Here is a 20,482-nt window from a genome sequence, read left to right on the forward strand (position 1 = left end):
GCGCCGTTAACTGACGCACACCCTGCGGATCTCCGCAACATCGGTGACGCCGTCCAGCGCCTTGACGAGGCCGTCCTGAATCAAGGTCGTCATCCCCTGCTCTGCGGCCACACGGAACAACTCGTCGGTGTGGGCGGCCCGCTTGATCATCTGCTTGACCTCAGGAGAGCCGTACATCAATTCATGGATGGCAACCCGGCCCTTGTAACCGGAGCCGGAGCAGACCGAGCATCCCACGGGCTTGAAAAGGCGCATGTCCGAGGAATACCGGATCCCGGTTTGCTCAAAGGCCTCCTTACCGTAAAGTTCCACGATACGGTCGAATTCGTCCCGGTCCGGGGTGTACTCGTCCCTGCAGTTGGTGCACAGCCTTCGGACCAGCCGCTGGGCCAGGACCCCCTGGAATGCATCGGAGAAGTTCAGGGGGTTGAGCCCCATGTCCAGAAGCCGGGTTACCGTCTCCGGGGCACTGTTGGTATGAAGGGTGGAGAGAACCAGGTGGCCGGTGAGGGAGGCTTCGATGCCGATGGAGGCGGTTTCGTGATCCCGCATCTCGCCGATCATGATCACGTCCGGGTCGGCCCGGAGAAAGGCCCGCATCACCCGGGCAAAATCCAGGCCGATCTTTGCCTTGCACTCCACCTGCCGCAGGCCCGGCTGGGTGATTTCAACAGGATCCTCAGCGGTCCAGATCTTGATTCCGGGCTTGTTGATGTGTGCCATGGCCGCATGGAGGGTGGTGGTCTTTCCCGACCCGGTGGGCCCCACGCAGAGAATCAATCCGTAAGGCTGGGCGACGATCTTTTTCAGGATCTCCAGGTTGCGGTCGCTGAGCCCCATCTGGTCGATTTTCATGGCCCCGGAGTCTGCCAGGATACGAAGCACCGCATCCTCAAACCCGCCTGCCGTGGGCAGGGTGGCCAAACGCAGCTCAAAGGGCTTCACCCCTTTTCTCTTGAACTTGATCTTCCCGTCCTGGGGAAGCCGCCGTTCGGCAATGTCCAGATGACTCATGATCTTCAGGCGGGAAAGAATCCCCATGGCGTTGGAGATGGGCACCTTGAGCACATCCTGGCACACGCCGTCGATGCGGTAGCGGATATGCACCTTCTTGGAGTGGGGAGACGGCTCCACATGGATATCCGAGGCCCCTTTCCGGTAGGCGGTGATGATCACCTGGTCCACCATCTTCACGATCTGGCTCGACGACTCGGAGAGGGACGGATCCGCCTCCTGGTCGTCCGGCATCTCGTCCACCTCTTCCTCGAACTCCACGTCGAGCATCATGTCGAAGTCGCCGTCTTCCTCTCCGGGCCCCTCTTCGGTATGGCGGTCGGAATCGTAGAAGAACTTGATCACTTCGATGATCTCTTCCCGTACACCCACGGAGTATCGGATGTGCTTGGCACTGAGAAGGCTGTAGATGTGGTCCGTCTTTTCAAGGTTTTTCGGGTCATCAATGAGAACTTCCACCACCCCGTCGGTCATGTCCCATGACAGGGGCACCCAGCTGTTCTGGATGAGAAAGCTCTTCTTCAGCTTCCCCAGGAGTTCCACGGGGATGGGAATATCGGTGCCGAATTCCACAAAGGGACACTCGTAATAATAGGAAAGGGATTTGCCGAGTTCCTCCTTGTCCACATACATGTCTTCAATGAGAATGGATTCGCAGCTTTTCCCGGTTTTTCTCGCAAGGTTGAGGGCGTTCTGCAACTGAGCGGTGTTGACCTGATCCGTCTCCAGGAGGTAGCCGTAGCGGGATTCGTAACTCCGCGCGCCCTTGATCCCCTCGACCTGGGCATCCAGCCCGGTGTAGCCCGCATCCAGCCCGCGGACATCTTCGTAGAAGCCCATGGCCTCGTCGCTCTTTTCGAGCTTTTCCATCTCCAGGCCGAACCGGAAGAGAATATCGGCCGCCGCTTCCTGGGTCACGTTGTTCGTCTCTATGAGTTCAAGGACCTTTTTACGAATTTTGGATACGGCATGAAGCTGCATCAGGACGTCGGCAAGCTGGGGCACCAGCTTGGCCACCGGATACTTGGTGTTGAGAAGTTTCAACAGCTCGCCCAGGGCTTCCCGCTGCAGGCCGAGTTCTTTAAAGGCGTGGGCGCTCTCCAGGATCTCATCGGCGCTGTCTTCGGACCAGGAGTTCTTGATGGCGCTGAGCTCCTGGCTGCTGAGTTCGATGACCTCATCGTCGTCATCGAGTTCGGCCGCCTTTGTCTTCAATTCGCCAAGCTCCATCCCGATGAAGTCGTTGACCTCTTCGTCGAGGTCACCGTCGTATGCATCCAGAATTGCCGTATAAACGGCAATGGACTCACCGTAGAGACCGTGTTTTTTGTAGGCTTTGGCGGTATCGATTTTAGACTTCAGCTGTTTTTCCAAAGCGTATCCTCGCAAATTTGCCGCACACCTTCAGGTGCACTACATTTTAAAGAAACGACCGAAACCTCGTGTCTTGCGACTTTTATCCATATCGGTTGAAATAAGATCGCACGTCATGCGAACCATGGCGGCCACGCACCCGGGGGCCATGAGGATATAAAGGATTCCGTCGACGGTTCGACGGTAGTAGACTCGCAGGGCATCGAACAGGATCTCCCCTTCCGTGGCGCCGTCCACCAGGGGAGCCATATCGCGCCACCGCATTTTCTCCGCAAGAAAAGCCCTGGCCTCGCCACACTCGTGCTCGCTGCCACCATGGGACTCGGAAAGTTCGGCAACCAGGGGCTTTCCGGCGTCGCTGATGTAAAAAACCCCCTGAACCCCGTCGATGCTGAACAAATCATCAAAATGGTTTGCCATATCCACCTGAATACATAAAAGATTATAATCTGATTCACACGTCCAGTACAGCGTCAATTAATGATTCTTTCTGGACCTTTGCTCCCACCACCAGCCGGGCCGGGACCCCGGCTCCCATCACCACCATACGCTGATCGGTTTCCCGATTGCTCAACACCGCCTTGAGTGGCCCGGCCCCCAGAATGTTTCCGAACATCTGCAGAGCGGCCATCTTATCCGTCAACTCCGGAGCCCAGGCTGCCGACTCCACGGCATCGGAGTTACCGCTTGCCTTGACGACCAGTTCCCTAAGGCGCTCCAGTTCATCCGGGGAGCCGCCCCGGTCACCATCCACAGGATCACCGGTGGATGCATCCCTCCCCTGGTCAGCAACCTGACCCGGCGAGCCGCTTCCCATCTCATCCTTCAGCCGCATGGCGTCCAACAAAATCGCCTGGAGCTCACCCTGGATCCCTTTCCGGGTGAGAACACAGGAATTTTCGATGAGCAGGGTTACCCGTTCCCATCCCAGGACGCGATAGGCGGCCTTGTTGCCTGTCATGGGGCCGTAGCGTGCATTGAGGATGTCCCCGTCACGGAAAAAGAGGACGCCCTGGGTGCCGGTCATCTCGTTGACCACCCGGATGGTGCAGGTCTTGGCTTCCATCTCGATAAGCTGCAGGAACATCTCCAGGGAGGCATTTTTCAGGGTTCCGCCCCCGGCCTGCTCCTTGAAGATCTGGTCAATGGTCCGAACCAGATCCTCAACCACCAGCGGCTTCGTAAAATAGGCCCGTGCCCCGTAGCGCATAACCGCTTCACGGGTTTTGGGCTTATCGAAACTGGTGACGACAATGGCGGGGACATCGGGAAAAAACCGCCGGATTTTTTCCAGAAGCCCGTACCCATCGACATTGGGCATCTGGAGATCCGTCACCACAAGGGCAATGGGGCGCCGCTTCAAGAGCTCTACAGCCTCACCGCCGTCGGTGCACGTAAGGACCGCATACCGATCCTTCAGCTTGGAAAACAGCTTGTGGATGAGGTTGAGAAAAGGCTGGTTGTCGTCCACGACGAGAATCTGTCTGACCATGGTGTGACCATCCTGTGTTTCCCCTGCCCCCCATGGGGGAAGGGATAAAAAAGATACCGGCGTCGGGCTTTCAATGGGGCAAGGCGTCAGACAACCGCTTTAAACGCATCGATCTCCCGTTGATACTGTTGGCGCCAGGTTTTCAGGTTCTGTTGAAGCTCCATGCCGAGCCCACGCTCCAGGGCCAGCTCCCGAAGACACTCGGTCACCGCCGCCACGACCCGCTGGACCTTGTCGGTCCCTGTGTAGGTAATGGAACCGCCCTGGTAGCTGAACTCCTCGGTAAACGGATCCAGGAATTCATACCGGGATACTTTTTCGAGGAATTTCCGCTTCAGCACCGTATCAAAGGGATCGGCCTGCTCCTTGACCCCGGTATAGGTCTGCTCGAAGACCCCCAGAAGCACCTCCAGCATCTCCACGGCATTCTGCCCCGCTTCCTTTGCCCTCGCCGGAGAGAGGCGCCCTGTCCTTCAGGCAGTCGTCGCTGAGCCGATGGGTCTCCATCTGAACCCGCTTGATGGCAATACGGGTCCGGCTGTTTTTGGCGTTGGCCATGATGCGCCCGAGCTCCTGGTTCGGGTCCCGGAGAATGCCGCCGCTCTTACCCAGCACCGCTCCGGCGATCTCTCCCATGATGACATGCACCTGGTCCGCCTTCCCCGAAGGGTTCAGCACCTCGATCAAACCGGTGAACCGGTCCTGGGTAATTTTCTTCATGAGCGCCTCCAGGTCCACGGTGGAGGAGGTCAGGTTTTTGTGGATCAGCGCCGCTTCGTTGAGGTTGGCCCAGTATCCGATGCTCTCATCCGGGATCTCGAAGACCGAGAGGGTGTGCCGGGCCTCATCGGCCATGCGCAACAGCTCGTCAAGAGCCGGCTGACGATCCCTGTCCCGGCCGTCTATGCAGGTATGGGCATTGATCAATGCCCCCTGGTCAAAAAAAACGACACCTTCCGATGCGGGTGCCCGCATGATGACACAGCCCGAGGGCAAGGCATTTCGAAAGTGATCGACAAACCGCCTGATGCGTATGTAACCGGTGTGCAGGTTGCTGACCACAGGGGTCTCTCTGGGAATGACTATCATAGATCAATCTCACTGGTTGGACAAACAGTCTTGCCGTCCCTGACGGCTGCAATCACGGGACGCCGCCCCGCATCAACACAAACGGGAGCATCTCAGGTGACGTGGAAAAACAGCCGTTCTCCGCCTGGTCTCTGCTCCCGCTGATAACACCCGTATGGAAACGCTACCGCTTTTTGCGGAGCCGTTCAATGGAAAATCGCAAACTGTCCTGCATGCGCGTCACCGCCTCGGCCAGACTGCCGATCTCATCACGGGATTTGATATCGATGACCACATCAAGCTCCCCGACGCTGATCCGGTCCGCCGCATCCGTCAGCATCTGGATGTTGGAGGTCAGCCGGTAGCCGTAGATCATGATGGACAGGCCGATGAAAAGGATCACCACAGCGATGAACCCGATGGTCATCTTCTGGGTGGCTTCGGTGAGGCCGGTGGCACTCTTTTCAATGAGCTGAATAGGCCCGGTAAAGTCTTCGATGAAGGTGGTACTCAAAATCAGGTAGGGGGTCTGCTCAATGGGCTCCACGGCCATGAACTTCTCTTTTTCCGTGTTGTTCGCACTGACCGTTCGGTAGTACCCCTTGATGCCCCGCCCCCCCTTCATGGCCTTGAACACCTCTTCAAAGCTCTGATAGCCCAGGCCAAGCTCTTCCTTCATTTTGCCCAGGAGAGGCTTACCCAGGTAGGACTCGTTGCGATGGCACCAGATACGGTAACCCGTCTCTTCATCCTGATCCGGGGCGGGGATCTCGATCAAGGCTGTAAACCCTTCGGTGCCGACATCCTGAACTGCAATATCCCGCATGTCAAAGTCGTAATAAAAGTCGTCTTTGTTCAGGTCCGGGTTGTTCCGAAGGAAGATAGAGCACTGGGAGGCCACGCTCTTGGCTTTATTGACGATGATCTCCTCGGCCATCTGGCGCACCACGCCGGTGCTCTCTCCGGTGATGTTGTTGGCGAGGGTGAGCATCTGGTACTGGGTAAAGGCGCTGCTGCCGATGAACAGCAAAATGGGAATCCCGAAAAAGAGAAAAAACATCTTGGTCCGCAGGCCGAACCCCTTGTACGAGGTCTTTTTCTTTCGGGCCACGCGGGGACCGTCCGCCGTTTTCTCTTCAGGGGCAGAATTCTTGGAGACAACCTTCAGGGGGGGAGTGGCCGGAGATGCAGGAGCCGCGTCCGGCTCAGGGGAATTTTCGCTGACGGGCACCGACTGGATAGGCCCGGAGCCTTCTCCGACAGCGACCTCTTCTTCCCCGGGAGGACGGATGGTAATGATGTGTTCACACACTTTGCATTTGATCTTGATGCCATCCGGAGTCTTGATGTGGTTCATCAGTTTTCCGGGGTCCAGATGGTAAATCTTCCCGCACTCTTCACATCTGGCGACAGTCCCTGTACTCCTTGACTGTTGAAATCTCGTTGGGGATTGTCACCGTTGGAATTGAGGTGCTCTGGCCTGCAGTGGGTCCGTCAGAAATTCTTTAGCCTCGACAACAGGACCTGCTGGAACTCCGCTCTCTTTTCGTCCCGGGGGATTTCCCGGGCCAGGGCGTCCACCAGCTCAGCCGCACGTGTCAGGGGGATACTCTCACGATCAAGGGCCATCTCCTGAAGAAGATCCTCAAGGAGGATTTCCGCCATGGGCCCCATGGCCTTGGAGAGCTGATCCGTAAGAAAAGGGTAAAAATCACCCGACAGGGTCGGCACCGAAGAGACCACCTCCTCAATGAGGCCGAGATGGTCCAGGCGAATCAGGACATCCCGGATATCGGACAGGGTCAGCCCGAGTTCTCCGGCAAGCTCAGCGGTATTTTTTTCACCGTTGAGCTGCATCAGCAGGGTGAGCATGCGGCTGTCCAGCGACACCTCCCCCAGGTCCTCTCTGACGGCTCGCCGGTATATGGACGACGCGATGTTTCCTTTTAAAACCATGGCAACCTGCACTTGCTCCTATTTCCGTTTCACCAACCGAGCGATCTCTTCTCGAACCGCCTGACGAATAAAGGCCTTCACCTCATCGGAAAGCCCGACCCCTGCCCTGCCGGAGGCAGATGGCTTCGCAGCCCCGTGCTGGGCAATGAGCCCCTTAAACCGCTTGAACTCACGCACATGGTACGCCGCCGAGCGGTTTTTCTGCTCATCGGACATGTCGGAGCCCACGGCCGCTTCAAAGCTGTCGAAAAGGGATTTCAAAAACGAGACGGTTTCGGGATGGGCGGCGGCTTTTTTGGCTTTCAGGTAGCGACCGATGGTGTCGAGGAGTTTGATATAAATGGTCAGGGCCTTGTCGTCGCAACAGCTGCCCCCGAGGCGTTTCAACTCCTGCAGGTAGGCATCGAGGTTTTTGTCCCCGATCTCCCACTCCATCTCAAGGATCACGGCCTTGAGGGTTTCCAAGGGATCCCCGGACGTCTCCGGCTTCCGGGCCGGACCGTCGTCGAACAGCTCGTCCAGGCGGCTGTCCAGCTCTTCGTTCATGGATGAACCGTTTATCGTCATTGTTAAACACTCCCTCCGAGCTCAAGCTTTTCGCGAATGGACATCACCGTCATGGAGATGATCCGCTTCATGGTCACCGCCACGTTATCGCCGTTCACGGCACTGGCTGTGTAGTAGGGTGCTTTGAGGCTTGTGTTGAGGTCTTTTTCCATCACCTCCACGGGCAGGACCGGGATTCCCTCGGATTCCAGATCCCGCTTATTGTACTGCATGACCAGTGGGATGGTTTCAATGTTCTTGTTGAAGGAGACAAGGTTTTCCGCCAGGTTTTCCAGGGAACGGATGTTCATCTCCTGCCTCAGCGTCATGGAATCAGCAACAAACACGATCCCGTCCACACCGCGCAGCACCAGCTTTCGGGTGGCGTTGTACTTTACCTGCCCCGGTACGGTGTAGAATTGCACCTTAATGGTGTACCCTTTGATCATCCCGATGTCAAAGGGCAGGAAGTCAAAAAAAAGGGTGCGGTCGTTGTAGGTCTTCACCGTCACCATTTCACTCTTGATCCTGCTTCGGAACTTTTCGTTGATGTACTCCAGATTTGTGCTTTCCCCCCCTGCCCGGACCATAATAGACAATCTTAACTTGGACTTCACGTTTTTTTGGATTTATCAGTGCCAAACCATTAACCTCTCTGATACATGATTGCCCGGATTCTCTAACATGCCGGCGGTCCGACGCCTCTAAACCAGGAGGTCCCGGATCCTGTCGTTTGCCTCGTTGACTTTCAAGCGAAGAAATCCCAGGGACACATCTTTTCCGAAAATGGTCAGGAGAAGCAAATCGGTTCCAATTTTACTGAAATGAATGCTGTCGCTTTCTCCCTTGTGGAACAACAGAGAAAACTCTTCCTCTCCGATGATGTTGGCCATGGCACTGACCGCACCGAAATTCGCGGCAGCAAGGGCCGCAAGCGAATACACGTCGTGTTGGCACCGACCGTTGTCCAGGTTGACAATCACGTTGCCTGCCAGGTCGATAAGCACAACGCTCTGAACACCGAGTTCAATGAGCTCTTCATTCAGAACATCTTCAATGGATTCAAGCTGTTTTTTACTGAAATCAAAGGGGAAATCCATATTGGCGGGTCCTTCGCTCCGTATCTGTTGATGGGTTTCATGCCTGGCGGCAGTGCGTCTGGAATGTCTACAGGCAGAGGTTTCTTCTGTCGATATCAACCGGTTACTCGAACAGACCAGAAAACATTGATCCTAAGTAATAACAGGCAGATCCTATAACCCTATAGCTCATTTAAATTGATTAATCAATTTAAAACAAATGACAAACAGCGGATCAAGGGTTGATCCGCTGTTTGTTTTCTACGGCATATGTGTGTTCGGGAGGTTTTCCGGCAGAGGCCCTGAAGGAACCGATCCACCTCAATAACAAGGCACTTCGGCATCTGTAAGGACATACCGCACCCGGTGCGGGAGGAACCCCCGTCACGGGCAAGGAAAGGCGTCATGGGTCGTATGTCCCTCATGGGTACGATGTCCCTTAAGCCTTTCCCGTGAAGAGTTCGAGGGCTTCCAGGTATTTTTTGGACGTGCGCTCAAGCACCTCCCCGGGGATGGAGGGTCCCGGAGGGGTTTTGTCCCAGGTCAGGGTCTCCAGGTAATCCCGGACGAACTGCTTGTCAAAGCTCTCCTGGGCACCGCCGGGCTTGTAGGTGGCCTTGGGCCAGAATCGGGAAGAATCCGGGGTCAGGACCTCATCGATGAGGATCAACTCCCCGTCGCAAATCCCGAACTCAAATTTGGTATCGGCGATGATGATGCCCTTTTCAGCGGCGACTTCAACCCCTTTGTTGTAGATGGCAAGGCTGATGTCCCGCACCTTTTCCGCCATGTCCGCTCCGATGATCTCGGCGGCCTCTTCAAAAGAGATGTTGATGTCGTGGTCCCCCACATCCGCCTTGGTGGACGGGGTAAACCAACGAGCGGCGATCCGATTCCTTCAGGCCTTCGGGCAGGGGAATACCGCATACGGTGCCGTCTTTCTTGTAGGACTTCCAGCCGGACCCGGAAATGTATCCCCTGACCACACACTCCACCATCAGGGGCTTGGCTTTCCTGACGATCATGCTGCGGCCCCTGAGGGCTTCCGCGTGGGGTTTCAGGATCTCAGGGTACGCGTCCACATCCGCTGTGATCAGGTGGTTGTCGATGAGAGAGCGCATCTGCTCATACCAGTACAGTGAAATCTGGGTCAGGACCCGCCCTTTTTCGGGGATGGGATCGGGCAGCACCACGTCAAAGGCCGAGAGCCTGTCCGTTGCCACCATCAAGAGGGAATCTCCAAGATCATAGATATCCCGTACTTTCCCCTTCTGAACCAGTTGAACGCCTTCAAGATTGCTGGTGTACATACCATTACTCCATAAAGAAGATAAACTCGGTTTAAAAAAACATCATGCCCAGTGCAGGCCGGTATTTATGTTGCTTCACTGTATAGCACTTATTCAATAACAGGTAAATCCAAAGGTTTCAGGTCGGTGTTCCCCCTCAGGATGCGCACAGATCCAGACAAAGAGACACTGAAAGCCGAGGCGACAGACACCCTCCCCCTGCACCGGCGGATGCATCCCGAAAAACCCGACCCGGGCCGTGTCGTAAACACGGTAAAACGGGTCGTACCACGGGGTTTCCCGCCGACATTTACCCCTTCTGGAACCCCTCGATAAACTTCAGGAGGATCTCACGGTCCTTGTCGCTGTGCTCCCCGAAACGGATTCCGGATTCTGCCCGCCCGGTCTTCCCCGTGCGGGTGTAGGCCACGTCCCCGATAATCGCCACCACATCGTCCCTGAACCCGATGTCCAGGTGAACTTTGTGGCTGGGATCAATGGGGACATGGGTCTCCAGAAGGATCCCCCCTTCGCTGACGTCAAGGGTTTTTCCCATGCCCTGCTGGACCACGGTGTTCTCCGCATTGACACAGGCGTAGGAAAGGAGGTTGGTCGAGTTGTAGCGTGTGTGTTTTCTTTTTTCCATGGGGGCAGTCCTGACGGTTGATGCCGGACACTCTTCGTCTGCAGGAAAAGGCCGGCACCCCTTCCCCTGCGTCAACACCATATCGCATGGATGCACCAGGGACCCTAAACCATCGGCAGGTTTTCAAAGGTCCGCAGCGGCATCGTAACTTACAAAATATTTCGAGAGGCCAGGTCCGTGATCAGGGACACACAGACCGAGGTGTACTCGATGATATTCTTGATAAGGTTCGGCGCTTTGTCATACTCAGCCATCAGCGCATCCGTGTCCAGAATGCTGAGTTTCAAATCCGGTGAAGCATACACCGAGGCCATGTCCGGTTCATGGGCATGCTTGAACATGGGCAGGCGACCGATGAAGTCCCCCGGGCCCATGGTTCCCAGAAACACCTTTTCTCCCCCGTTCTCCTGGACAAGATAGGCCTGGCCTGCTTCGATGGAGAACATCTTGGTGACGTGGTCACCCTGGCGGACCACGGGCTTGATCTCACGGGGCAGCCCGGACATGGGTTTCCCGCCGTACTTCAACGCAACGGCCCGGTCCGAAATCATGGCAAGGCGGTGTTCAATCCCCCTGACCACATAGAGAAACTCTTCGGAGAGCCCGGCAAGGGCCGAGGTGAGCTGCCGGGTATCGATGACCCCCAGAAGAACATCCCCTTCAGCCACGGCCGTGGCCGAGCGGGGGTGGTCGGGACGCGTCAGGGAGGAGAGGTTCCCCACAAAGGCGCCGCTCCCCACACGGGAGACCACCACAGACCCCATGGAGGTGTTCTTCACGATCTTGACCACGCCCTCCAGCACCACCCAGATCCAGTTGCCGTGGCGACCCTGTTCAATGATACGGTCGCCGGCCCGAAAAGCCTCTTCATCGGCAAGGTACATGTAATCGGAGAACGCGGGCCCGCGAGCCACGGGCAGGTGAATGCGACCGGATTCATCCCGCATCTTGTCCCCGGTGTACTGAACGGGCCCCACCTTTTCGATCTCGCCCTCGTCCACCATCTTCAAGGCGTCCAGAATAATGGCCATGGCGGATTTCTGGATGACCCGGTCTTGGGGAAACTCCTCCTGCGACACCTCAAAGCCGCCCTCGCCCCAGCCAAACAGGGCGTACAGGGCCTCCTCCCCCTCCCTGCCGTCGCAGAAAGCGTTAATGGGGTTGCCGTCGAGGACGTAGATCACGCCGGGTGTATCCACATACCGGCTGGAAAGCTTCACCACGCCGCTCTTGCCGTCGGCACTGAGGAGCTGCAGAAGATCCGCAAGGTCAAAAAAACTCAAATCGCCTGTCAGTACAGGTTGTGTACTCATCGTGCCCCGTATCGTCTTTCATTCGGTTTACGGACAAAGAAACCGCACCATGGGCGCGGTCTCCATCAACCATTACTGCAATGTCGCATACCAAAGGCCAAGGGGCGACGCCCCGGCCCTTACTTGGCCCACTGCAACTCCTTGTGAAGAGATATCAGGGTCTGCTTCAGGCACTCCTGAAGGGTCTTGCCCACACCGGTCCCCCGGGTGGCACTGGCTTCGAAACTCTTCACCTTGAGCTGGCGGTTGAGGTCCCTTTCCATCTGCTCTACGGACATGATGGGCACGCCCTCATCGGCAAGGTCCCTTTTGTTGTACTGGAGTACCAGGGGAATCCGCGTGATACTCTGACCGTACTCTTTCAGGTTTTGCTGAAGGTCTTTCAGGGAGAGCATGTTCTTCTCCCGGCGAACCGCCAGGGAGTCGGCGACAAAAACAACCCCGTCCAGCCCCTTGAGCACCAGCTTACGGGTGGAGCTGTACTTCTGCTGCCAGACATCAAGTTGGACACGCACGTCGCATCCGTTGATTTTGCCAAGCCCCATGGGAAGAAAGTCAAAAAAAAGCGTGCTGTCCCTGGTATACGCGACCATTTCACCGGTCACCTGTTTTTTAAAGGCTTTGAATATGTACTCGAGGTTGGTCGTCTTCCCACACCTGCCGGGGCCGTAGTAGACAATCTTGCACTCAATTTCACGCTTCTGGATGTTAAATATGGCCATATGGTTCCCGCATTGTGGCAAATGGGCGTGGCCCATTTTGTTGTACCTGTTGAAAACGGATTGTCTGCATCACCCGCCATGCAGTGGGCGTTACATACTGTTGATACGGATATCCAGGCTGAAATCCCCCTTTTTCGGACCGGAGAGAATCTCGGTGTTGGATTCCACCACCGCAGCACCCTTAAAAATCGCAATGGGGGAAAAAAAGTCGACGTCGTGGATGGGCTTGCCTTTTCCCAGATACTCCAGAAGCGCCTTTTCGCTGCTCGCCACGATGAGGCTCAGCAGGCTCCCGGACTGAAAGCTGACATCCAGTTCCACGTGCTGCCCCTCCATGGGCCCCCCTTGAAAATTGATGCCGATGGACGTGATGTCGATGATATCGTCGTCCACCGGAGCTGTAAAGTCCTCCTCCAGGGCAACCGCCCCGCCATCGGTGGCCATGGCGGCGATCGCTGCCAGGCCGTTCTTGAAGGCAGCCTGCATGAACTGCGTCAGGGAGGTATACTGCTCCGGAGTAAAAAAGCCCTGTGACCACCAGCGCTTCACCATATCCACGGCCTCAGCGGCCTCGGAAAGCTCAAGATGGCACTTTACTGCGTTTTTCGCAGCCGAAAGGCTGATGCCGGGGCGGCGCACCAACCGCCGGAACTCTTCCAGGGCTTTTCGATGCTGACCGAATTTGGCAAGAGTGATGGCTTCGTTGATCTCTTTTTCATCGTCGCTCACCCCCTCTTCGGTCGTGGTGAAGAGCCGCTTGATCAAGTCCTGGACTTTGCTTGAGACTTCGGGGTTGACCCGGGACTGGTCCCACTTGGCAATGGCGTGGTCCAGATCTTCCCGTTTTTTCGCCACGGCTGCGATGAGGACGTCACGATTCTGGATGCGGGTCTGTTGTTGAAGAATGTCGATGACAAGGGTGTATTTTTTACGGGCTTCTCTCAAAAGGCGCTGAGACTTGTATAGTTCGGCCTCTTTGAGCAGTGATTTGACTCTCTCTTTGATATTCATTCAACGACCCCTGAAGGATAATAATGCTGTACCGCCAACCATGATACAGGTCGCATGTGAATACGTGAGTTGCACAGGGGTTGCATTTTCCCCTGAGGGTGCCCTTTTCCCGGCTGACATACCGTCAAACCGCATCAGGGACGCCGCAGGACCGGCCTGCCTGATTGCGACGGTCCAAAAAAGCCTGCATGGGGAACAGGTTAGGCCCTCCCGTCGGCCGCCGACCAGGCTGCCAAACTCACGTTCTGAAACAGAAATATTATTTTTTCAGCGCATTATGTCAACACATAAATTTCAAAATCCCTTGATAGATGGTGTGATTCAGCAGGTAAGGCGCATGGCCCCTCCTCGCGGTGGACGCCCCGCCATCAGGAAAATTCAATTGAAAATCCGATGCCTATCCTTTATTTCAGTAAAGTGCAGCTATTTTCCTACACCTTTTTATTATCTGCCTTACACAGGGAGGATGTCAAACACAAATGAGCAGCACGGACCATGGACCGCCTTTTCACCTGCGTTCTGCGAAAAGGGTTTTTCACGCCACCGGTTTCATGGTAACGATGACAGCCGACCATGGACAATGGCCCCGTGACGGATACGGATTCCACCTCCGTCCATGGACGCAGGCTCAGACCATAAACAAAACCGACAGCGCACAGGGCGCAGGGCTCTCCTCCGGGCGGGCCCCGAAGTGACAACACGGCGCTTTCGTGCCCGAGCCCTCGCATACCCCATTAACCTGATTAAACGGGTCAACTGAATGGACAACACAGCAATGATTGCCGGCCGACTGAACGTGTCGCCGGCCCAGGTCACCGAAACCCTGGCCCTCCTCGACCAGGGCGCCACCGTTCCCTTTATCGCCCGCTACCGTAAAGAGGCCACAGGCAGCCTCGACGAAGTGGCCGTCGCCGAAATACGGGACCTTTCGGCCCAGCTCAGAGAACTGGACGCACGCAAGGCGACCATCCTCACCTCCCTTGAAAAAAACGGGCACCTCACCGATGAACTGGAGGCACGGTCTGGTTCTGCACGCGGCCGACCTCGAAGATATTTACCTCCCATTCCGCCCCAAACGGCGCACCAAAGGCCAGCAGGCCCGTGAAAAAGGACTGGAGCCCCTGGCTGAAGCGATATTTGCCCAGTCAGGTAAAGATCCGGAAGCCCTGGCCCCGGACTTCGTGGACGACGAAAAGGGCGTGGAGACCCCGGCAGATGCCCTGGCCGGTGCCGTGGACATCATGGTCGAATGGATCAACGAACAGGAGCCTGTCCGAAAGGCCCTGCGCGAGCTCTACGCAAAAAAAAGCACCATCTCCTGCCGGGTGGCCACAGGCATGGAAGAGAAAGGCGCCAAGTTCCGGGACTACTTCGACTGGAACGAACCCCTTCACGACGCCCCGTCCCATCGAATCCTCGCCGCCCGGCGCGGTGAGCGGGAAGAGGTCCTCAACCTCACCATCCGCCCCACCGAAGAGGATGCCCTCCAGATCCTGAACACCCTGCTCATCACAGGGGACGGCCCCGACTCCGCCCTGGTGCGCAAAGCCCTGGAGCAGGGGTACAAGCGCCTGCTTTCACGAGCCATGGAGACCGAAGCGCGGCTCCTGTCCAAAGAGCGGGCCGACCGGGAAGCCATCACGGTCTTTGCCGATAACTTACGAGAACTCCTCCTCTCCCCGCCCATGGGTGCCAGGCGGGTCCTGGGCATCGACCCCGGATTCCGAACCGGCTGCAAGGTGGTGTGCCTGGACAGCCAGGGCAAGCTGCTCCACCACGACACCATCTACCCCAACATGGGGGAGCACAAAGATAAAAAGGCCGCCGAGACCATCCTGAACCTGGTGAAGCGGTTCGACATGGAAGCCGTGGCCATCGGCAACGGCACGGCCGGCAGGGAGACCGAACGGTTCGTCAAGGGCCTGGGCCTGCCCAGGGAGATCATCGTCACCCTGGTCATGAAGTGAAGGGGTACCCATCTATTCGGCCTCCGAGACCGCCCGAAAAGAGTTCCCCGACCTGGACCTCACCGTAAGGGGCGCTGTCTCCATCGGCAGGCGACTCATGGATCCCCTCTCCGAGCTGGTGAAGATCGACCCCAAATCCATCGGCGTGGGCCAGTATCAGCACGACGTGGACCAGACCGCCCTGAAAAACTCCCTGGACGACACCGTGGTCAGCTGTGTCAACGGGGTGGGCGTGGACGTCAACCGGGCCAGCGCCGAGCTCCTGACCTATGTATCGGGCCTCGGTCCCCAGCTGGCCCGCAACATTGTGGCGCACCGTGATGAAAACGGCCCCTTCGAAACCCGAAAGGCCCTTCTCAAGGTGCCCCGCCTGGGTCCCAAGGCCTTTGAACAGTGCGCCGGGTTCCTCCGCATCGTCAAAGCGCAAAACCCCCTTGATTCAAGCGCGGTTCACCCGGAGAGCTACGGAATCGTGGATGCCATGGCAAAAGACCTCCATGCGGACGTCTCCTCCCTCATCGGGCGCACCGACCTGAAGCAGGCACTGGACCTCTCCGCCTACATCACGGACACCGTGGGGCTCCCCACCCTCACCGACATCTGCGAGGAGCTGGCCAAGCCCGGGCGGGACCCCCGTGACGACTTCAAGCTCTTCAACTACCGGGAAGGGGTGGAGACCATGGACGACCTGGAGGAGGGCATGCGCCTTCCCGGCGTCGTCACCAACGTCACCGCCTTCGGTGCCTTTGTGGATATCGGCGTCCACCAGGACGGGCTTGTGCACATCAGCGAGATGTCCGATAAATTCGTCAAGAACCCTGCTGACGTGGTGAAGGTCCACCAGAAGGTGCAGGTGCGGGTCATCGGCATCGACAAACCCCGGAAGCGAATCTCCCTGTCCATGAAGAGCCCCTCCGAAGGCGGGTCTGCCCCCCAGGACAAAAAACAGCCCCAACGGCCGACAAAGCCCAAACGGCAGCCCAAGGGTTCCCAGCACAGGGAAGACAAGGGCCGCCCCTTCAACAACCCCTTTGCCGACCTCTTGAAAAAATAGTCCCCTGCCGGGCCTCTCTGCCAAGACAGGGTCCGGCCCCTTAATATGACGGCCCGCCACAGCGCGGGCCGTCACAGCCAGATACGGAGTATGGAATGCGAGCAGTGGTACAACGCGTCAGCCAGGGATCGGTTCAGGTGGAAGATGAAGAGACCGGAGCCATCGACAAAGGGCTGGTGGTGCTCCTCGGCGTCGGCCGGGGCGACACGGAAAAGGAGGCCCGCTATCTGGCCGACAAAATTTCCGGCCTGCGGATCTTTGAAGACGAAGACGGCAAGATGAACCGTTCCCTCCAGGACGTGGGGGGTGCCATGCTGGTGGTCTCCCAGTTCACCCTCTACGGAGACTGCAGCAAAGGCCGACGCCCCTCCTTTATTGATGCGGCCCCGCCCGATGAGGCCGATGCCCTTTACAATTGCTTTATCGAAGCGGTGCGGTTCAAGGGGATCTCCGCAGAGACCGGGCGGTTCCAGACCCACATGGAGGTCTCCCTCACCAACGACGGGCCTGTAACCCTCATTGTCGAGAGCAAGTAGAGGCTTAAACCCCATGAAACGCCCTTTATTAATCCTTGTGGGCCTCGCCTGTCTTCTCCTGCCCTCCCTGGCAGGCGGCGAGGCCCTGCCCCCATCCCTCGCTGCTGTCCTTCGCCCTACCGACGCCCTGCTGGTCACCGAAGAGCCCCACAGGGTGGTCTACGCCCAGAACCCCGACACCCTGTCCGTCCCCGCCTCCACCCTGAAGGTCGCCACGGCCCTGACGGCCTTCGAGACCTTGGGGGAGGATTACCGGTTCCCCACGGATGTGGCCCTTACCAAAGAGAATATCCTCTTCCTCAAAGGGTACGGAGACCCCCTGCTCACCTCCGAGGTGCTGGCAGCCTATGGACAAAAGGTGGCAGGAGAGCTTGTCGCACGGGGAGTACGCCGCATCACCGGCATCCGTGTGGACGACACCTACATTGACCGCATCACCATCCCCGGGGTGTCCGCCCGATCGACCCAGCCCTACGATGCCCCCAACGGGGCCCTCTGCGCCAATTTCAATACGGTGAATTACCGCAGGACAAACAAGGGAACCCTTGTGAGCGCCGAGCCCCAGACACCCCTGCTTCCCTATGTGGCCAAGCAGATCCCACGGAACGCCCCGGGCGGGCGCATCCGCCTCTCCCCGGCCGAGAGCCGCCTTTATGCGGGCCACCTCTTCGCCTGGTTCCTGAAACAGCACGGCATCACCGTTACGGGTACCGTGGCGCCGCAGGCCATGCCCGAAGGTCCCCTCCCCTACACCCGGCGGCTTTTTTCCCCCTGGGCGCTTCCCGAGGTTGTGCAAAAGCTCATGGCCTTCTCCAACAACTTCATGGCCAACCAGCTCTTCCTGGCCTCCGGCGCCCATGCCAAAGGGAGCCCCGCCACCCTTGAAAAAGGACGCAGTACCTTCTGCGATGTGATGAGCCGCCTCATAGGGCAGTGCCCCGCCGTGGTGGAAGGATCCGGCATCTCCAGGAAAAACGTGCTCACGGCGCGCACCATGGACGCCTTGCTGGTGTGCTTTGCGCCCAACGCCCCCCTGCTCCATGAAGAGAACGGCGCCCGTTACAAAACCGGAACCCTCAACGGGGTCTCCACCCGGGTGGGATACCTCACCATGCCCGACGGCAGGCAGTATCGCTTTGTCATCTTCACCCACCGCGCAAACGGAAACGCGGGCCGCATCTTAAAAGCCCTGAAAACCGCCCTGGCCGACCAGACACCCCGCCAATAAAAAAACGGGCCCGCCGACGCATTGCGTCAACGGACCCGTTTCCATCATTCGTAGACCCGCAAAAGGGAGGCTCACGCTCCGGCGACAATCCCCTCTTTGGTGCTTGCGATGTACGCATAGGCGCTGTGATTGTGAATGGACTCAAAATTCTCAGCGCTCAGCTCGAACCAGGTGATGTTGTCGTCCCGGTTCAGGGCCGTGGCGATATCCCGGACAATGTCCTCAACAAACTTGGGGTTGTTGTAGGCCTGCTCCGTGACGTACTTTTCGTCCACACGCTTGAGCACCGAATAGATCTCGCACGACGCGGCCTGCTCCACCAGCTCGATCATGTCCTCGATCCAGTTGAACTTGCGAAATCGCGTGGCCAGTCGCACTTCACCGCGCTGATTGTGGGCTCCGTGGGCGCTGATCTCCTTGGAGCAGGGGCACAGGGAGGTGATGGGAACCACCACCTCCGAGATCAAATCAACCTCGTCGTGCTCATTGCTCGTTCCCAAGAACCGGCACGAATAATCCACCAGCCCGGGGGAGTGGCTTTCCGGAGCAGTTTTCTCAATAAAATAGGGAAAAGTAATATCCACATGGGAAGATTTCGCGCCCAGGATTTTTTTCATCTCAACTAGTATACGAGAGAGGGTGGGAAGCGAAAGCTCCAGGTCGTTTCGAAAGGAATGCAACAGCTCGACGAAGCGACTCATATGGGTACCCTTGGAGTGGTGAGGCAAATCCACATACATGTTGATGGAGGCCACCGTATGCTGGGTTCCGTTGGACCTGTCCAGGACACGCACCGGGTATTTCAAATTTTTAATGCCGACCTGATCAATGGGAATATTGCGATAATCAGGCTGTTTCTGCATATCAATCATGTTGTCTGTTCCGTCCCCTGTCAAAGTGAGTTGTAGAACAACAAAAGCAAAGAAACGACGCTATGTCAACAAGTAGTCCAACCGGACCTGGCTCAGGGATCGGAAAAGATTTCCTTTGACGTGGGGATTATCCTTGCAAAGCGCAGTCAAAAGATCTTTGATTTCACGGCGTTTCGATACCGCCGCCGAAGGGCACGGGTTGGTGTAGACCGGCAACTCCTGTTCCGATGCAAACCGGACAATGTCGGCTTCCTCGGCCAGGTAGAGAGGCCGGATCACCGTAACTTCACCGTTAAACATCGACTGGTGAGGCATCATCGTGCTGATCTGTCCCGAGTAAAACATGTTGATGAGCAGGGTTTCAATGACATCATCCTTGTTATGACCCAGGGCCAGGGTGCGGCACCCCAGCTCGGAGGTCAATTCAAACAACCGCTTTCGTCTCAGGCGCGAACAGATAAAACAGGGGTTCGCGGCCTGCTCATCCTTGTGGGCTTCCGGGCCGTGATTCGTGATTTCGCACGTCAGGGTCAACCCCAGCCCGCGGCAATGCGCCGCCAGCTCGTCGGCAAACCCGCCGTCGAATCCGGGATCAATATAGATCGGGTGGATGGAGTAAGTCACCGGGATCCTGCGAAGCCGCTCCACAAGAAGAGTCAAAAGGGTCAGACTGTCTTTTCCTCCCGAAAGCCCCAAAGCAATCCGGTCGCCGTCTTCAATCATGGCGTACTGGTGGATGGCTTTCCCCATGGCACGATTGAGGCGCTGGTATATTCGCGTTTCTCGTATCACATTGTTCCTGAAAATCTGTGGAATGGTTGGGTGGGCCCTGTAAAAGCCGGGAAGGAGAGGATCATGAAGGACGACAGCCACCCCTTCAGGCCGCCACAAAAACTGCGGCCCGAAGTGAAAGGTGACCTGTCACAGGCTGACCTGATCGAAAGCGGGCTACGACTCGTCTTCCGTTTTCAGGAAGACCTTGCCTGAGGCAATCTCTCTAAGGGCGGTGACAACATCTTCGTTGTTGGCGGACTGAACGACGAATTCAGCTCCGTCACGAATCTGACGTACGCGCTTGGAAGCCATATGCACGAGCATAAAGCGATTGGGTACCTTCTCAAGGCAATCTTCAACGGTTACTCTGGCCAAGGTCATTCTCCTTGTGTTCGAAAAATAACGTGTTTTGTATACCGGTCTGAAACGCGAAAAGCCGCGCTCTTCCGGGGGAAATCAACTGTCGTTACGGGTGAGCCGGGCCGTGACAAAAACGAAACCGGGCCCCATGCCGACTTATTACTATATACGAACCGATAAA

The 20,482-nt window shown here is 57.1% G+C and carries 23 protein-coding genes and 1 pseudogene; 6 read left to right on the forward strand and 18 right to left on the reverse strand.

The annotated features are described in order from the left end of the window. Positions 1-6: 6 nt before the first annotated feature. The 15 genes and pseudogenes from ACOYW1_RS12110 to ACOYW1_RS12180 form a co-directional block, all read right to left on the reverse strand. Positions 7-2,388: a GspE/PulE family protein gene (locus ACOYW1_RS12110; RefSeq protein ID WP_482422998.1), complete on the reverse strand. Its 2,382-nt coding sequence runs from the start codon at positions 2,386-2,388 to the stop codon at positions 7-9. Positions 2,389-2,427: 39 nt separating this feature from the next. After that, positions 2,428-2,808, reverse strand: a complete 381-nt coding sequence (locus ACOYW1_RS12115; protein WP_482422999.1) for a hypothetical protein — start codon at positions 2,806-2,808, stop codon at positions 2,428-2,430. Positions 2,809-2,842: 34 nt separating this feature from the next. Then, positions 2,843-3,880 (reverse strand): response regulator, encoded by a 1,038-nt coding sequence (locus ACOYW1_RS12120; protein ID WP_482423000.1) that lies wholly within the window; start codon positions 3,878-3,880, stop codon positions 2,843-2,845. A gap of 86 nt (positions 3,881-3,966) precedes the next feature. Beyond that, positions 3,967-4,302 carry a hypothetical protein gene (locus ACOYW1_RS12125; protein WP_482423001.1) on the reverse strand — a complete coding sequence of 112 codons (336 nt, stop codon included), beginning with the start codon at positions 4,300-4,302 and terminating at the stop codon, positions 3,967-3,969. Further along, positions 4,226-4,969 carry a hypothetical protein gene (locus ACOYW1_RS12130; RefSeq protein ID WP_482423002.1) on the reverse strand — a complete coding sequence of 248 codons (744 nt, stop codon included), beginning with the start codon at positions 4,967-4,969 and terminating at the stop codon, positions 4,226-4,228. Before ACOYW1_RS12130 ends, ACOYW1_RS12125 begins: the two co-directional genes overlap by 77 nt. A 163-nt stretch (positions 4,970-5,132) precedes the next feature. Then, positions 5,133-6,305 carry a HAMP domain-containing protein gene (locus ACOYW1_RS12135; protein WP_482423003.1) on the reverse strand — a complete coding sequence of 391 codons (1,173 nt, stop codon included), beginning with the start codon at positions 6,303-6,305 and terminating at the stop codon, positions 5,133-5,135. 137 nt (positions 6,306-6,442) lie between these two features. Next, positions 6,443-6,904 carry a DUF8082 domain-containing protein gene (locus tag ACOYW1_RS12140; RefSeq protein WP_482423004.1) on the reverse strand — a complete coding sequence of 154 codons (462 nt, stop codon included), beginning with the start codon at positions 6,902-6,904 and terminating at the stop codon, positions 6,443-6,445. A gap of 18 nt (positions 6,905-6,922) precedes the next feature. Then, a complete protein-coding gene (locus ACOYW1_RS12145) occupies positions 6,923-7,471 on the reverse strand; it encodes a hypothetical protein (RefSeq protein WP_482423005.1) in 549 nt (182 codons plus the stop codon). 2 nt (positions 7,472-7,473) lie between these two features. Then, positions 7,474-8,040: a GTP-binding protein gene (locus ACOYW1_RS12150; protein ID WP_482423006.1), complete on the reverse strand. Its 567-nt coding sequence runs from the start codon at positions 8,038-8,040 to the stop codon at positions 7,474-7,476. Between the two features lie 114 nt (positions 8,041-8,154). Next, positions 8,155-8,550, reverse strand: coding sequence for a roadblock/LC7 domain-containing protein (locus ACOYW1_RS12155; RefSeq protein WP_180144915.1), 396 nt, complete (start codon positions 8,548-8,550; stop codon positions 8,155-8,157). A gap of 418 nt (positions 8,551-8,968) precedes the next feature. After that, a pseudogene (locus tag ACOYW1_RS12160) lies at positions 8,969-9,839 on the reverse strand (phosphoribosylaminoimidazolesuccinocarboxamide synthase). Positions 9,840-10,128: 289 nt separating this feature from the next. Next, positions 10,129-10,464 carry a PilZ domain-containing protein gene (locus ACOYW1_RS12165; protein ID WP_482423007.1) on the reverse strand — a complete coding sequence of 112 codons (336 nt, stop codon included), beginning with the start codon at positions 10,462-10,464 and terminating at the stop codon, positions 10,129-10,131. Between the two features lie 149 nt (positions 10,465-10,613). Then, the gene (locus ACOYW1_RS12170; RefSeq protein WP_482423008.1) at positions 10,614-11,777 is read right to left on the reverse strand and encodes a cyclic nucleotide-binding domain-containing protein; all 1,164 of its coding nucleotides are present in this window, start codon (positions 11,775-11,777) and stop codon (positions 10,614-10,616) included. Between the two features lie 119 nt (positions 11,778-11,896). Then, entirely contained in the window at positions 11,897-12,499 is a 603-nt protein-coding gene (locus ACOYW1_RS12175; protein ID WP_482423009.1) for a GTP-binding protein, read from the reverse strand. Positions 12,500-12,589: 90 nt separating this feature from the next. Then, positions 12,590-13,510 carry a hypothetical protein gene (locus ACOYW1_RS12180; protein WP_482423010.1) on the reverse strand — a complete coding sequence of 307 codons (921 nt, stop codon included), beginning with the start codon at positions 13,508-13,510 and terminating at the stop codon, positions 12,590-12,592. 760 nt (positions 13,511-14,270) lie between these two features. Between ACOYW1_RS12180 and ACOYW1_RS12185 the strand changes: the two genes are divergently transcribed. The 5 genes from ACOYW1_RS12185 to ACOYW1_RS12205 all read left to right on the forward strand — a co-directional run bounded on the left by ACOYW1_RS12185 (position 14,271) and on the right by ACOYW1_RS12205 (position 18,295). Then, on the forward strand, positions 14,271-14,615 hold the full coding sequence (locus ACOYW1_RS12185) for a Tex-like N-terminal domain-containing protein (protein ID WP_482423011.1): 345 nt from the start codon (positions 14,271-14,273) through the stop codon (positions 14,613-14,615). Then, positions 14,515-15,477: a Tex family protein gene (locus ACOYW1_RS12190; RefSeq protein WP_482423012.1), complete on the forward strand. Its 963-nt coding sequence runs from the start codon at positions 14,515-14,517 to the stop codon at positions 15,475-15,477. The genes ACOYW1_RS12185 and ACOYW1_RS12190 overlap by 101 nt, the downstream gene beginning before the upstream one ends. A 97-nt stretch (positions 15,478-15,574) precedes the next feature. After that, positions 15,575-16,531, forward strand: a complete 957-nt coding sequence (locus ACOYW1_RS12195) for a helix-hairpin-helix domain-containing protein (RefSeq protein ID WP_482423013.1) — start codon at positions 15,575-15,577, stop codon at positions 16,529-16,531. Between the two features lie 95 nt (positions 16,532-16,626). After that, positions 16,627-17,067 (forward strand): D-aminoacyl-tRNA deacylase, encoded by a 441-nt coding sequence (gene dtd, locus ACOYW1_RS12200; RefSeq protein ID WP_482423014.1) that lies wholly within the window; start codon positions 16,627-16,629, stop codon positions 17,065-17,067. A gap of 13 nt (positions 17,068-17,080) precedes the next feature. Next, positions 17,081-18,295: a D-alanyl-D-alanine carboxypeptidase/D-alanyl-D-alanine-endopeptidase gene (locus ACOYW1_RS12205; protein WP_482423015.1), complete on the forward strand. Its 1,215-nt coding sequence runs from the start codon at positions 17,081-17,083 to the stop codon at positions 18,293-18,295. 71 nt (positions 18,296-18,366) lie between these two features. Here the strand turns inward: ACOYW1_RS12205 and folE2 are convergent, their stop codons facing one another. Together folE2 and ACOYW1_RS12215 are read right to left on the reverse strand one after the other, a co-directional pair. Continuing rightward, positions 18,367-19,167 (reverse strand): GTP cyclohydrolase FolE2, encoded by an 801-nt coding sequence (folE2, locus tag ACOYW1_RS12210; protein ID WP_482416244.1) that lies wholly within the window; start codon positions 19,165-19,167, stop codon positions 18,367-18,369. A 60-nt stretch (positions 19,168-19,227) separates the two neighbouring features. Then, positions 19,228-19,959 carry a PP-loop family protein gene (locus ACOYW1_RS12215; RefSeq protein WP_482416243.1) on the reverse strand — a complete coding sequence of 244 codons (732 nt, stop codon included), beginning with the start codon at positions 19,957-19,959 and terminating at the stop codon, positions 19,228-19,230. 63 nt (positions 19,960-20,022) lie between these two features. On the opposite strand from ACOYW1_RS12215, the gene ACOYW1_RS12220 reads away from it, so the two are divergent. Further along, entirely contained in the window at positions 20,023-20,154 is a 132-nt protein-coding gene (locus ACOYW1_RS12220; protein WP_281374543.1) for a hypothetical protein, read from the forward strand. On the opposite strand, the gene rpoZ is transcribed toward ACOYW1_RS12220, so the two are convergent. Continuing rightward, on the reverse strand, positions 20,116-20,322 hold the full coding sequence (gene rpoZ, locus ACOYW1_RS12225; RefSeq protein ID WP_482423016.1) for a DNA-directed RNA polymerase subunit omega: 207 nt from the start codon (positions 20,320-20,322) through the stop codon (positions 20,116-20,118). The two genes, ACOYW1_RS12220 and rpoZ, sit on opposite strands and share 39 nt — an antisense overlap. Positions 20,323-20,482 lie beyond the last annotated feature (160 nt).

It is taken from the genome of Desulfoluna sp. CYM3A (assembly GCF_056829965.1).

Bases quoted from the DNA above. Each gene is read 5' to 3' on its own strand.
- ACOYW1_RS12180 (WP_482423010.1), bottom strand. From the start codon at position 13,510: ATGAATATCAAAGAGAGAGTCAAATCACTGCTCAAAGAGGCCGAACTA.
- ACOYW1_RS12115 (WP_482422999.1), bottom strand. From the start codon at position 2,808: ATGGCAAACCATTTTGATGATTTGTTCAGCATCGACGGGGTTCAGGGG.
- ACOYW1_RS12170 (WP_482423008.1), bottom strand. From the start codon at position 11,777: ATGAGTACACAACCTGTACTGACAGGCGATTTGAGTTTTTTTGACCTT.
- ACOYW1_RS12120 (WP_482423000.1), bottom strand. From the start codon at position 3,880: ATGGTCAGACAGATTCTCGTCGTGGACGACAACCAGCCTTTTCTCAAC.
- ACOYW1_RS12140 (WP_482423004.1), bottom strand. From the start codon at position 6,904: ATGGTTTTAAAAGGAAACATCGCGTCGTCCATATACCGGCGAGCCGTC.
- ACOYW1_RS12185 (WP_482423011.1), top strand. From the start codon at position 14,271: ATGGACAACACAGCAATGATTGCCGGCCGACTGAACGTGTCGCCGGCC.
- ACOYW1_RS12195 (WP_482423013.1), top strand. From the start codon at position 15,575: ATGGATCCCCTCTCCGAGCTGGTGAAGATCGACCCCAAATCCATCGGC.
- ACOYW1_RS12145 (WP_482423005.1), bottom strand. From the start codon at position 7,471: ATGACGATAAACGGTTCATCCATGAACGAAGAGCTGGACAGCCGCCTG.
- ACOYW1_RS12130 (WP_482423002.1), bottom strand. From the start codon at position 4,969: ATGATAGTCATTCCCAGAGAGACCCCTGTGGTCAGCAACCTGCACACC.
- ACOYW1_RS12190 (WP_482423012.1), top strand. From the start codon at position 14,515: ATGAACTGGAGGCACGGTCTGGTTCTGCACGCGGCCGACCTCGAAGAT.
- folE2 (WP_482416244.1), bottom strand. From the start codon at position 19,167: ATGATTGATATGCAGAAACAGCCTGATTATCGCAATATTCCCATTGAT.
- ACOYW1_RS12165 (WP_482423007.1), bottom strand. From the start codon at position 10,464: ATGGAAAAAAGAAAACACACACGCTACAACTCGACCAACCTCCTTTCC.
- ACOYW1_RS12155 (WP_180144915.1), bottom strand. From the start codon at position 8,550: ATGGATTTCCCCTTTGATTTCAGTAAAAAACAGCTTGAATCCATTGAA.
- ACOYW1_RS12175 (WP_482423009.1), bottom strand. From the start codon at position 12,499: ATGGCCATATTTAACATCCAGAAGCGTGAAATTGAGTGCAAGATTGTC.
- ACOYW1_RS12150 (WP_482423006.1), bottom strand. From the start codon at position 8,040: ATGGTCCGGGCAGGGGGGGAAAGCACAAATCTGGAGTACATCAACGAA.
- ACOYW1_RS12135 (WP_482423003.1), bottom strand. From the start codon at position 6,305: ATGAACCACATCAAGACTCCGGATGGCATCAAGATCAAATGCAAAGTG.
- dtd (WP_482423014.1), top strand. From the start codon at position 16,627: ATGCGAGCAGTGGTACAACGCGTCAGCCAGGGATCGGTTCAGGTGGAA.
- ACOYW1_RS12220 (WP_281374543.1), top strand. From the start codon at position 20,023: ATGAAGGACGACAGCCACCCCTTCAGGCCGCCACAAAAACTGCGGCCC.
- rpoZ (WP_482423016.1), bottom strand. From the start codon at position 20,322: ATGACCTTGGCCAGAGTAACCGTTGAAGATTGCCTTGAGAAGGTACCC.
- ACOYW1_RS12205 (WP_482423015.1), top strand. From the start codon at position 17,081: ATGAAACGCCCTTTATTAATCCTTGTGGGCCTCGCCTGTCTTCTCCTG.